This window comes from Micromonospora sp. NPDC049230 (assembly GCF_040647875.1).
Lineage (GTDB): Bacteria > Actinomycetota > Actinomycetes > Mycobacteriales > Micromonosporaceae > Micromonospora.
The window spans coordinates 29,477-41,761 of the sequence record NZ_JBEZCZ010000054.1 but is presented as its reverse complement, the minus strand read 5'-3'; the positions used below and the strand labels follow the sequence as shown (position 1 = coordinate 41,761).

8 protein-coding genes are annotated in these 12,285 nt (G+C 70.9%); 5 read left to right on the top strand and 3 right to left on the bottom strand.

Annotated elements, in window-relative coordinates; genetic code table 11:
• Positions 1 to 189 precede the first annotated feature (189 nt).
• Together AB0A95_RS31230 and AB0A95_RS31225 are read right to left on the bottom strand one after the other, a co-directional pair.
• Positions 190 to 843 (bottom strand): MBL fold metallo-hydrolase, encoded by a 654-nt coding sequence (locus AB0A95_RS31230; RefSeq protein ID WP_357559314.1) that lies wholly within the window; start codon positions 841 to 843, stop codon positions 190 to 192.
• A gap of 7 nt (positions 844 to 850) precedes the next feature.
• A complete protein-coding gene (locus tag AB0A95_RS31225; protein WP_357559313.1) occupies positions 851 to 1,567 on the bottom strand; it encodes a maleylpyruvate isomerase family mycothiol-dependent enzyme in 717 nt (238 codons plus the stop codon).
• 179 nt (positions 1,568 to 1,746) lie between these two features.
• Between AB0A95_RS31225 and rsgA the strand changes: the two genes are divergently transcribed.
• From rsgA to AB0A95_RS31200, 5 genes are all read left to right on the top strand, one after another.
• Entirely contained in the window at positions 1,747 to 2,817 is a 1,071-nt protein-coding gene (gene rsgA / locus AB0A95_RS31220; RefSeq protein WP_357559312.1) for a ribosome small subunit-dependent GTPase A, read from the top strand.
• Between the two features lie 300 nt (positions 2,818 to 3,117).
• Complete coding sequence (uvrA, locus tag AB0A95_RS31215) at positions 3,118 to 6,063, top strand: excinuclease ABC subunit UvrA (protein ID WP_357559311.1); 2,946 nt, start codon at positions 3,118 to 3,120, stop codon at positions 6,061 to 6,063.
• Between the two features lie 287 nt (positions 6,064 to 6,350).
• The gene (locus AB0A95_RS31210) at positions 6,351 to 6,851 is read left to right on the top strand and encodes a Rieske (2Fe-2S) protein (RefSeq protein WP_357559310.1); all 501 of its coding nucleotides are present in this window, start codon (positions 6,351 to 6,353) and stop codon (positions 6,849 to 6,851) included.
• 156 nt (positions 6,852 to 7,007) lie between these two features.
• Positions 7,008 to 8,999 (top strand): excinuclease ABC subunit UvrC, encoded by a 1,992-nt coding sequence (uvrC, locus tag AB0A95_RS31205; RefSeq protein WP_357559309.1) that lies wholly within the window; start codon positions 7,008 to 7,010, stop codon positions 8,997 to 8,999.
• Between the two features lie 623 nt (positions 9,000 to 9,622).
• On the top strand, positions 9,623 to 10,285 hold the full coding sequence (locus AB0A95_RS31200) for a C39 family peptidase (protein ID WP_357559308.1): 663 nt from the start codon (positions 9,623 to 9,625) through the stop codon (positions 10,283 to 10,285).
• A 118-nt stretch (positions 10,286 to 10,403) separates the two neighbouring features.
• Here the strand turns inward: AB0A95_RS31200 and recQ are convergent, their stop codons facing one another.
• The gene (gene recQ / locus AB0A95_RS31195) at positions 10,404 to 12,245 is read right to left on the bottom strand and encodes a DNA helicase RecQ (protein WP_357559307.1); all 1,842 of its coding nucleotides are present in this window, start codon (positions 12,243 to 12,245) and stop codon (positions 10,404 to 10,406) included.
• Between the last annotated feature and the right edge of the window lie 40 nt (positions 12,246 to 12,285).

Genomic DNA, 12,285 nt, shown 5'->3' with positions numbered 1-12,285 from the left:
GGGCGGCCGCGGGCCGGCGGCGCCGGGGTGGGGCTCATGTGCTCCGCGGGGCCGCGCCGGGCACGGCAGGCCCCGCCCCCGTCGGGGTTGCGGCTTGTGCAAACGTGCCGCCGCCGTCCTCGGGTTGTTGATCTTGGGGGTTCTCGGTCGGCGTTTGGTTTTTTGTGGGGTGGTGGGTGGGGTGGGGGGTTACCAGCCTCTTGCTTTCCACTGGGGGAGGGCTGGGCGTTCAGCTCCCAGGGTGCTGTCCTTGCCGTGGCCGGGGTAGAACCAGGTGTCGTCCGGGAGTTTGTCGAACAGCTTGTGCTCGACGTCGTCGATCAGCGCCGCGAAGCGCTCCGGATCCCGGTCCGTGTTTCCTACGCCACCTGGGAAAAGACTGTCCCCGGTGAAGAGGTGCGGGGTGCCGGCCGGGTCGCGGTAGAGCAGTGCGATCGAGCCCGGGGTGTGGCCCTTGATGTGGATGACCTCCAGCGCGCAGTCGCCGACCGGCACCGTGTCGCCGTCGGCGAGACGCTCCGCCTCGATCGGCAGCCCGTCCGCGTCGTCGGCGTGCACCAGTGCCCGCGCGCCCGTCTTGGCGGCCACCTCCTCCAGTGCCACCCAGTGGTCCATGTGCTGGTGGGTCGTCACCACGGCGGTGAGCCCGCCGTCACCGATCAGCTCCAACAGCCGGGGCGCCTCGTTGGCGGCGTCGATCAGCACCTGGTCACCGGTGCCCGTGCAGCGCAACAGGTAGGCGTTGTTGTCCATCGGGCCCACCGACAGCTTGCTGATGGTGAGCCCGTCCAACTCGCGTACCGCCGGCGCGCCGCCGTGGGTGACGTCTCCGCTGTATGTCATGACGTTTCTAGATCCATTCCGGGGGAGTAGGCAGGGGACCGTCGGGCGTGACGGAGAGCGGGCCGCCGTCGGCACGGCCGATCAGCCAGGCGGCGAGGTCGGAAACGGGGCCGGCGACGATCGGGGCGCCGGCACTGTCGCCGAGCACCACGTCGTGCTCACTGCCGTCCAGACGGAGAACCATCGACGGCGGCGTCGGCCCCGAGGCGTGATGGCTGGCGGCCTCGCGCAGCAGCCGGTGGGCGAACGTGTCCGACCAGTCGGCGGGGCCGTAGTCGGCGGCCAGGTCGAGGTGGTGCACCTCGATCTCCCGTAGGCGACCCCAGACCAGCAGCGCGGCCGGCCACGGGCCCCTCCGCGCCTGCACCGTCGCCGCCCACGCCTCGGCCGGCATCGCCGCGACCGCCGCGGCGAACAGGTCCGCGGTGCGCCGCAGGTCGTCCAGGTGCTCGGCGGGTGGCCGGCCCGAGCCGGTCTCGATGTCCGCGGTGCGGGCCTCCAGCGAGGCGTACATCGGCAACGCCGCGCCGGTGCGGGCCGCCGTGAGCAGGTTGACGAAGCCGTCGGCGTTGCGTGCCAGGTGCGCCAGCACATGGCCGCGCGTCCAGCCCGGCAGCAACGACGCGCCGGCCAGGTCCGCGGCGTCGAAAGACGCTGTGGTACGCAGGAGCCGGCTGGTGGCCGCGTCCACCTCGCCCATCAGCAGGAGCGGATCCGTGGTCACCCGTCGACCCTAGCGGTCCGCCGCCCGCGCCGTCGCCGGGGAAATCGCTTTCGGCGCGTCGCCGCGCGACCTACCGTCAGCGGCAGACGCGGCACCGGGACATCGGACGGAGGTGGTGATCATGCCGGACGTGGCACGCGTGTTCCGCCATCACCAGCTTCGACACCGATGAGGATGCCATGACGATCGATCTGACCGCGCTCGGCTGGGACGCCGAGCGGGCGACGTACGCCGCGCGACGCGGCGAGCACCACCCGGGCCGGGTGGCCCGGGTGGACCGGGGGGTCTGCACGGTGCTCACCGCGGCCGGCCCGATCCGGGCCAGCCTGGGCCCGGTGGTGCTGGCCACCGCGGCCGGCGACCCGTCCGCGCTGCCCTGCGCCGGAGACTGGGTGTTGCTCACCCACTGGCCGGACCGCCGCGTCACAGTGGAGGCGGTGCTGCCGCGGCGGGGCGCGCTGATCCGCCGTACCGCCGGCAAGGACTCCAGCGGCCAGGTGCTGGCCGCCAACCTGGACGCGGCCGCCGTGGTGGAACCGGTGCACCCCGAGCCGGACGTGGGCCGCATCGAGCGACTGCTCTCGCTGGCCCACGAGTCCGGCGCTCGGCCGCTGGTCGTGCTGACGAAGGCCGACCTCGCGGCCGACCCGGCCGCGTTGGCCCGCCAACTCGCCGCGATCGCCCCCGGGGTGCCGGTGCTGCCGGTCAGCGCCGAACACGGCGTCGGGCTGGGCCCGCTGCGTGCCGAGGTGACCCCCGGCCGCACGCTCGGTCTGCTCGGGCCGTCCGGTGCCGGCAAGTCGAGTCTGGTCAACGCCCTGGTCGGGGCGGTGATGATGCCGACACAGGCGATCCGGCGCGTCGACGGCAAGGGTCGGCACACCACCACCTGGCGGGCACTCGTGCCGATCCCCGGCGGCGGCGCCGTGATCGACACGCCCGGGGTGCGTGCGGTGGGCCTGCTGGACGGCGCGGTCGGGCTCGACCGGGCGTTCGCCGACATCGCCGGGTTGGCCGAGGGCTGCCGGTACGCCGACTGCGGCCACGACGGCGAGCCCGCCTGCGCGGTCCGCGAGGCGTTGCAGACCGGCGAACTCCCCACCCGCCGCTGGGAGAGCTGGCGGCGCCTCCAGGGGGAGCTGTCCCACGAGAGCCGACGGCGGGAAGCCCGGGTGGCGGCGGAGCGGCGCGGCGGGTGGCGTTCGGCCCGGCGACGGGCCGTCCGGCCCCCGACGCCGGGCGGGTTCTGACCGGCGGGGGGGTGTGCGCGGCGCCGGCTGGGGTGTGCGCCCGTGGGGGTGCGCGCGGCGCCCGTGGGGGTGTGCGCGGCGCCGGCGGGTGGTGCGCGGTGGCGCTGTGCGTCCGGCGTGGTGGAGGCGCGGCTCGGGGCGGCCGACCGGGCTGAGCTGGGGGAATGTGCGGGCGGGGGAAACTGTCATACCTCGGGGCTAGAGTTGCCGAGGCGTGTTTTCCGCGCCCGCACGACCGCTCAGATCACCCCAGAGCGGGACAGATCCTTCGCTTCGTCTTCTCCCGGGAGTACACGCACAGTGGCCGACCGACTGATCATCCGTGGCGCGCGCGAGCACAATCTGCGTGACGTCAGTCTCGACCTGCCCCGGGACGCACTCATCGTGTTCACCGGGCTGTCCGGGTCGGGCAAGTCGAGCCTGGCCTTCGACACGATCTTCGCCGAGGGGCAACGCCGCTACGTCGAGTCGCTCTCGTCGTACGCTCGGCAGTTCCTCGGCCAGATGGACAAGCCAGACGTCGACTTCATCGAGGGCCTGAGCCCCGCCGTCTCCATCGACCAGAAGTCGACCTCGCGCAACCCGCGTTCGACAGTCGGCACCATCACCGAGGTCTACGACTACCTGCGCCTGCTCTACGCCCGCATCGGCGAGCCGCACTGCCCGGTCTGCGGCGAGCGGATCTCCCGGCAGAGCCCCCAGCAGATCGTCGACCGGGTCCTCGCGATGGCCGAGGGCACCAAGTTCATGGTGCTCGCGCCGGTCATCCGTGGCCGCAAGGGCGAATACGTCGACCTCTTCGCCGAGTTGCAGGCCAAGGGCTACGCCCGGGCCCGGGTCGACGGCGTGGTGCACCCGCTGACCGAGCCGCCGAAGCTCAAGAAGCAGGAGAAGCACACCATCGAGGTGGTGATCGACCGCCTCACCGTCAAGGCGAGCGCCAAGCAGCGGCTGACCGACTCGGTCGAGGCCGCCCTGGGCCTGTCCAGCGGCCTGGTGCTGCTCGACTTCGTCGACCTCCCGGAGGACGACCCGGACCGGGAGCGCCGCTACTCCGAGCACCTCGCCTGCCCCAACGACCACCCGCTGGCCATCGAGGATCTCGAGCCCCGGGTCTTCTCCTTCAACGCGCCGTACGGCGCCTGCCCGGAGTGCACCGGCCTGGGCACCAAGAAGGAGGTCGACCCGGAGCTGCTGGTCCCCGACCCGGAGCGCAGCCTGCGCGAGGGCGCCATCCAGCCCTGGGCGACCGGGCACAACCTGGAATACTTCCTGCGCCTGCTGGAGGCGCTCGGCGAGGCCCAGCACTTCGACGTCGACACCCCGTGGCGGGCGTTGCCGGCGCGGGCGCAGAAGACGATCCTGCACGGCTCCGACGACCAGGTGCACGTGCGCTACCGCAACAAGTACGGGCGCGAGCGCTCCTACTACACCGGCTTCGAGGGCGTGGTGCAGTGGATCGAGCGCCGGCACTCCGACACCGAGTCCGAGTGGTCCCGCGACAAGTACGAGGGCTACATGCGCGACGTGCCGTGCGCGGCCTGCGGCGGTGCCCGGCTCAAGCCCGAGGTGCTCGCCGTCACCCTCGCGGGCAAGAGCATCGCCGAGGTCTGCAACCTGTCCGTGGGGGAGTGCGCCGACCTGCTCGCCGGCATCGAGCTGACCGACCGGCAGAAGCTGATCGCCGAGCGGGTCCTCAAGGAGATCAACGCCCGGTTGCGGTTCCTGCTCGACGTGGGCCTCGACTACCTCTCCCTGGACCGGCCGGCCGGCACCCTGTCCGGTGGTGAGGCGCAGCGCATCCGGCTGGCCACCCAGATCGGCTCCGGCCTGGTGGGTGTGCTCTACGTGCTCGACGAGCCCTCGATCGGGCTGCACCAGCGCGACAACCACCGGCTCATCGAGACCCTGATCCGGCTGCGGGGCCTGGGCAACACGCTGATCGTTGTCGAGCACGACGAGGACACCATCCGCACCGCCGACTGGATCGTCGACATCGGGCCCGGCGCGGGCGAGCACGGCGGCAAGATCGTGCACAGCGGCTCGGTGCCCGCACTGCTGAAGAACAAGGAGTCGATCACCGGGGCGTACCTGTCCGGAAAGCGGTCGATCCCGACGCCGGCCGGCCGCCGGCCGCAGGATCCGTCCCGCGAGCTGGTGGTGCACGGCGCGCGTGAGCACAACCTGCGCAACCTGACCGTCCCGTTCCCGCTGGGTCAGCTGATCGCCGTCACCGGGGTGAGTGGCTCGGGCAAGTCGACGCTTGTCAACGACATCCTCTACGCGGTGCTGGCCAACCAGATCAACGGCGCCCGGCTGGTCCCCGGTCGACACACCCGGGTCTCCGGCCTGGAGCACGTGGACAAGGTCGTCGGCGTGGACCAGTCGCCGATCGGCCGTACGCCGCGCTCCAACCCGGCCACCTACACCGGGGTCTGGGACCACGTCCGCAAGCTCTTCGCCGAGACCATCGAGGCGAAGGTACGCGGGTACGGGCCGGGTCGGTTCTCGTTCAACGTCAAGGGCGGGCGCTGCGAGGCCTGCTCCGGCGACGGCACCATCAAGATCGAGATGAACTTCCTGCCCGACGTGTACGTCCCCTGCGAGGTCTGCAAGGGCGCCCGGTACAACAGGGAGACCCTGGAGGTGCACTACAAGGGCAAGACCGTCTCGGACGTGCTGGAGATGCCGATCGAGGAGGCCGCCGAGTTCTTCTCCGCCATCCCGGCCATCCACCGGCACCTCAAGACCCTTGTCGACGTCGGCCTCGGCTACGTCCGCCTCGGTCAGCCCGCGCCGACCCTCTCCGGCGGTGAGGCGCAGCGGGTCAAGCTCGCCTCCGAGTTGCAGAAGCGCTCCACCGGGCGGACGGTCTACGTGCTCGACGAGCCGACCACCGGCCTGCACTTCGAGGACATCCGCAAGCTGCTGATGGTGTTGGAAGGGCTCGTCGACAAGGGCAACACCGTGATCACCATCGAGCACAACCTCGACGTGATCAAGACGGCCGACTGGCTGATCGACATGGGCCCGGAGGGCGGCCACCGGGGCGGCACAGTGCTCGCCACCGGCACCCCCGAGGAGGTCGCCGAGGTGACCGAGAGCCACACCGGCCAGTTCCTGCGCCAGGTGCTCAAGCTCGACGGCGCGGCCAAGGGCGCGGCCGGTGCCACCACCCGGGCGGCCAAGGCCAACGGCGTCACCAAGGCGCGGGCCAGCCGTAAGGTGCCCGCCGCCACGCGCTGACCCCGATCTCCCTAGTCGGTCCGGTCGGTCTGGTCGGGCTTGTGCGCGCCGGTCCGGTCCGGCTCGTGCTGGGCCTGTTCGGTGCCGGGGGCGGTTCGGTCTGGTCCGCCCCCGGCGGCGCACGCCGTGCTGTCGCGTGCGCGCAGCGTGTGGCTGGTCGATGAGGGGCCGCCGTGTCCGAATTCGGGGTCGCACGCATGCTGTGGTGAACCATCCGGCACAGTTGCCCGTGTGCACTAGGTGTGGCCGGGTCTTGCCCGGCGCAGCGGGCTAGAGAGAGGCGAGGCATGAGTGACGATCAGGCGCTGACCGGTCCGGGCACGCACACACGCCGTACCCTGCTCACCGGCGTCGGGGCAGTCGGCGCGGCCGTCGTCCTGGCTGCCTGCGGCAGTGACGACGGCAGCGGCAACGCCAACGGCAACGGCAGTGGGGCCCCCACCAGTGGAGGTCCGGCGGTGCCCAGCAGCGGTGACGCCGGCGGCGGAGACCGGCAGGGTGCCCAGTCCCTGGCGACCACCGCCGACATCCCGGTCGGTGGCGGCAAGGTCCTCGCCGCCGAGGGTGTGGTCATCACCCAGCCGGTGGCCGGGCAGTTCAAGGGCTTCAGCCCGATCTGCACCCACCAGAACTGCCCGGTGACGAACGTCGACGGCGGCACCATCAACTGCACGTGCCACGGCAGCAAGTTCTCGATCGACGACGGCTCGGTGAAGGCCGGCCCCGCCACCAAGCCGCTGCCGCCCAAGACCATCAAGGTCACCGGCGACCAGATCTCGCTGGCCTGACCGGGCGGGGGTGCGGCGAGCGCCCCCGCTTGCATGATCGACTCGTGTTCTGGGAAATCGGGGTGTCCGCGGCCGGCTGACACCCCGACTTCCCGGAAACCGAGTGGATCTAGCGCCTGGACCGGGCTGTCGGTGGTGCGGACTAGGCTTGTTGGTGTGGCTGACCCCTCGACCTACCGCCCCGCACCCGGCACCATCCCGGAGCTACCGGGGGTCTACCGCTTCCGCGACGGCACCGGCCGGGTGATCTACGTCGGCAAGGCGAGAAATCTGCGCAGCCGGCTCAACTCCTACTTCGGCGACGTCTGGAACCTGCACGAGCGCACCCGCCAGATGGTCACCACCGCCGAGTCGGTGGACTGGATCACCGTCGGCACCGAGGTCGAGGCGCTCCAGCAGGAGTTCACCTGGATCAAGCAGTACGACCCCCGGTTCAACGTCCGCTACCGCGACGACAAGTCGTACCCCTATCTGGCCGTCACCCTCAACGAGGAATACCCACGGCTCCAGGTGATGCGCGGCGCCAAGCGCAAGGGGGTGCGCTACTTCGGTCCGTACTCGCACGCCTGGGCCATCCGGGAGACCCTCGACCTGCTGCTCCGCGTGTTCCCGGCCCGGACGTGCTCCGCCGGCGTGTTCAAACGCGCCGGCCAGGTCGGCCGTCCCTGTCTGCTCGGCTACATCGGCAAGTGCTCGGCGCCGTGCGTCGGCACCGTCTCCGCCGACGAACACCGCGCCATCGTGGACGGGTTCTGCGACTTCATGGCCGGGCGCACCGACACCATGGTCCGCAAGATCGAGCGGGAGATGACCGAGGCGAGCGAGCAGCTGGAGTTCGAGCGGGCCGCCAAGCTGCGCGACGACGTGGCCGCCCTGCGCCGTGCCATGGAGAAGCAGACGGTGGTGTTGGGCGACGGCACCGACGCCGATGTTGTCGCGTTCGCCGACGACCCGCTCGAGGCGGCCGTGCAGGTCTTCCACGTCCGTGACGGCCGGGTCCGTGGCCAGCGCGGCTGGGTGGTGGAGAAGACCGAGGAGCTGACCACCGGCGACCTGGTGCACCACTTCTGCACCCAGGTGTACGGCGGCGAGCACGGCGAGACCGACGTGCCCCGGGAGCTGCTGGTGCCTGAGCTGCCCGCCGACGCCGAGGCGCTGGCGGACTGGCTCTCCAACCACCGGGGCAGCCGGGTGTCGCTGCGGGTGCCGCAGCGCGGTGACAAGCGTTCACTGATGGAGACGGTCGAGCGCAACGCCAAGGACGCGCTGGCCCGGCACAAACTGAAGCGTTCCGGTGACCTCACCACCCGGGGCAAGGCACTTGACGAAATCAGCGAGGCGCTGGACATGCGCACCTCGCCGCTGCGCATCGAGTGCTTCGACATCTCCCAGATCCAGGGCACCGACGTGGTGGCCAGCATGGTGGTCTTCGAGGACGGGTTGCCCCGCAAGAGCGAATACCGGCGGTTCATCGTCCGTGGCGCCACCGACGACCTCTCCGCGATGTCCGAGGTGCTGCGCCGTCGCTTCGCCCGCTACCTGGACGCGAGGGCTGAGACGGGCGAGGTCGGTGTGGAGTCGGCCGACGACCCGGCCGCCCCGGAAGACGCGGTGGAGCCTCAGGTCGGCGTGCTTATCGATCCGACCACCGGCCGGCCGCGCAAGTTCGCGTACCCCCCGCAGTTGGTGGTCGTCGACGGCGGCGCGCCACAGGTCGCGGCCGCCGCGCAGGCCCTTGCCGACCTGGGCATCGACGATGTGGCACTGTGCGGCCTGGCCAAGCGGCTGGAGGAGGTCTGGCTTCCCGACGACGAGTTCCCGGTCATCCTGCCGCGCACCTCGGAGGGTCTCTACCTGCTCCAACGGGTCCGCGACGAGGCCCACCGGTTCGCCATCACCTTCCACCGGCAACGCCGCTCGAAGCGGATGACCGAGTCGGCACTCGACCACGTGGCCGGCCTCGGCGATGTGCGGCGCAAGGCGTTGCTGCGGCACTTCGGCTCACTCAAACGACTCTCCGCCGCGACAGTCGAGGAGATCACCGAGGTTCCCGGGGTGGGTCGACGCACCGCCGAGGCGATCCTGGCCGCTCTCGACAAGGATATGAAGGTCGGCGACAGCGCGGAGGTAAAGCCCAGCGCCACCTGAGCACTGTCGTCGTCCGCCCGGCGGGGGCGGCTGTCGGCTTATGCCGAGTGTCGTCCGCCCGGCCTGGGGGCGACCCACCGGTTCATGCGGAATGTCGTTATTTGTCCCGCCTGGGGGCGGCCAACAAGCGGCCCAGGCGGGCATGATCCACTCGTGTTTCATAATGTCGGGGTGTCCCCGGCGCTCGGTCACCGCGGTTTCAGCAAACCCGAGTTGATCACGCCGATTTGACCGCGCCGAGGGGCGGCCGAGTGGGTTGATTGTCTGTTTTGTTCGGCAGTGTCCTGTGGTCCGGGTCATCGCGGTTGTGGAATGGGGGGTCGGGCGGGGTCGTTATACCTGGCATGCCGCCGTAGCCCTCGGGCTCTGGTGTGCGGCGACCCCCGGGAACATCCGCCGGGGCGCCACTGTTACATCTCCCGGCCCACCGAGCACGGGCAGGGCCGCTCCCCCCGGGTTCAGTGCGGTGGAATGCCTCGCCGCTGGGGGGCGTTACATCCCCCACGACGCTTCGAGCAGGTCCCCGTGGATCGCTGGCGTTGTCTCGAACTTCCCCGCATGGCACGCACCCCCCCGGTTCACTGCCGTGCGGGCACACCCCCGATGCAGAGGAGCACGCCATCATGCGTACCGATCTGATCCGCAAGACCGCCCTGACCGCCGCTGGGCTCGCGTTCACCGGTGGGGCTATCGCCGGCCCTGTCACCACGGCGTTCGCCGCGCCGAGCACCGCCAAGCCGACCTCGCAGACGCAGACCGACCGCAAGCCCAACGGTGAGCGTCAGCTGGGTGTGCGCTATGAGGCGCAGCCGAACTTCTACTACTGTGGCCCCGCCGCCACCCGTAACGCCCTGTCCGTGCAGGGCAAGAACATCAACGTCGACGACATGGCCAAGGAAATGGGCACCACCGAGGCCGGCACCAACAGCATCAACGACATCACCCCGGTCCTGAACAAGGAAACCGGCAAGGCTGACGCCTACCGGTCCGTGGAGATCAGCAAGCCTGACGCCGACGCCAAGCAGACCGACACGCTGCGCGCCGACATCGTCAAGACCGTCGACGACGGCCGGGCCGTGGTCGCCAACATCGCCGGCACCACGACCGACACCGCTGGGACGACGCACTCCTACGAGGGTGGGCACTACATCAGCGTCGTCGGCTACCGCGACAACGGCACCATTGTGAGGATCGCCGACTCCGCCGACCCGAACCAGGCCTCCTACGAGGTCACCGTCGAGCACCTCGCGGACTGGATCGCCACCCGCGGCTACGCCACCAGCTGACCCCGCCACACCGCACCAGCCAGCACCGCGCACCACACAGCACCGCGCACCACGCCAGCACCTGTGCACCAGCGAAGGGCCGGACCCCACGGGGACCGGCCCTTCAGCGCGTGCGGAGTCAGTCGGTGGCGAGGACGGCGAGGATCTGCTCGCCGTACTTGGCGAGCTTGTTCTCGCCGACCCCGCTGACGCGGGACAGGTCGGCCAGCGTGCTCGGCGCGTCGCTGGCGATCTGTCGCAGCGTCGCGTCGTGGAAGACCACGTACGCCGGGACGCCCTGCTCCTTGGCGGTGGCCGCCCGCCAGCTCCGGAGCCGCTCGAACAGCGACGCGGCGGCCGGTGTCAGCTCGGCCACCACGGTGGCCGCGCCGCGCGGTTTCGACGAACGACTCGACGCGGGCTTCTCCGGTTCGCGGCGCATCGTGACCGTGCGGCGGCGACCCAGGACGTCGGCGCTGGCCTCGGTCAGAGCCAACGTGCCGTAGTCGCCCTCCACGGCGAGCAGCCCTTCGGCGAGCAGTTGGCGGACCACGCCCCGCCACTCGGCCTCACTCAGCTCGGAGCCGATGCCGAAGACGGTCAGCGAGTCGTGACCGTACTGGCTGATCTTGTCGGTCTGCTTGCCGAGCAGGATGTCGATGCAGTGCCCGGCGCCGAATCGCTGGTTGCGTTCGCGGTCGAGCCGGAAGACGGCGGACAGCAACTTCTGGGCGGCGACGGTGCCGTCCCAGGATTCCGGTGGGTTGAGGCAGGTGTCGCAGTTGCCGCAGGCGGCCGTCGTCGTCTCGCCGAAGTATTCGAGCAGTTGGACGCGGCGGCAGCGCACCGTCTCGCACAGGGCGAGCATCGCGTCCAGGTGCGCGGCGAGGTTGCGGCGGTGGGCCAGGTCGCCGTCGGACGTCTCGATCATCTTGCGTTGCTGGACCACGTCCTGAAGCCCGTACGCCAGCCAGGCGGTGGACGGCAGGCCGTCCCGGCCGGCGCGGCCGGTCTCCTGGTAGTAGCCCTCGACGGACTTGGGCAGGTCGAGGTGGGCGACGAACCGGACGTCGGGCTTGTCGATGCCCATGCCGAAGGCGATGGTGGCCACCATGACGAGGCCGTCCTCGCGCAGGAAGCGCTGCTGGTTGGCGGCGCGGGTGGCCGCGTCCAGGCCCGCGTGGTACGGCAGGGCGGCGATGCCGTTGGCGACGAGGAACTCGGCGGTCTTGTCCACCGAGGCGCGGGACAGGCAGTAGACGATCCCGGCGTCGCCGGGGTGCTCGTCGCGCAGCAGGGCCAGCAGTTGTTTGCGTGGCTCCCGCTTGGGCACGATGCGGTACTGGATGTTGGGGCGGTCGAAGCTGGCCACGAAGTGCCGCGCGTCGTCGAGGTTGAGCCGGGTGGCGATCTCGGTGCGGGTGGCGCTCGTCGCGGTGGCCGTCAGCGCGATCCGTGGCACCTGCGGCCAGCGTTCGTGCAGCATCGACAGCGCGAGGTAGTCGGGGCGGAAGTCGTGACCCCACTGCGACACGCAGTGCGCCTCGTCGATCGCGAACAGGGAGATGCGCCCCCGGTCCAGCAGGGCGAGGGTGGACCGGACGCCGAGCGCCTCCGGGGCGAGGTAGAGCAGGTCCAACTCGCCGGCCACGAAGGCGGCCTCGACCCGGCGTCGGGCGTCCAGGGTCTGGGTCGAGTTGAGGAAGCCGGCGCGCACGCCGACCGCGGTGAGGGCGTCCACCTGGTCCTGCATGAGTGCGATCAGCGGCGACACGACGACCGCGACCCCCTCGCGGACCAGAGCCGGGATCTGGTAGCACAACGACTTGCCGCCACCGGTGGGCATCAGCACCAGGGCGTCGCCACCAGCGACCACGTGGTCGATCACCTGCTGCTGGAAACCGCGGAAGGCGTCGTAGCCGAACACCCGGCGCAGCACCGGCAGAGCGTCCTCGGTACGCAGGTCGGTGGGAGAAGCCATCCGGGGAGTCTACGAGCCGACCCCGACAGCGGTGCCCGCA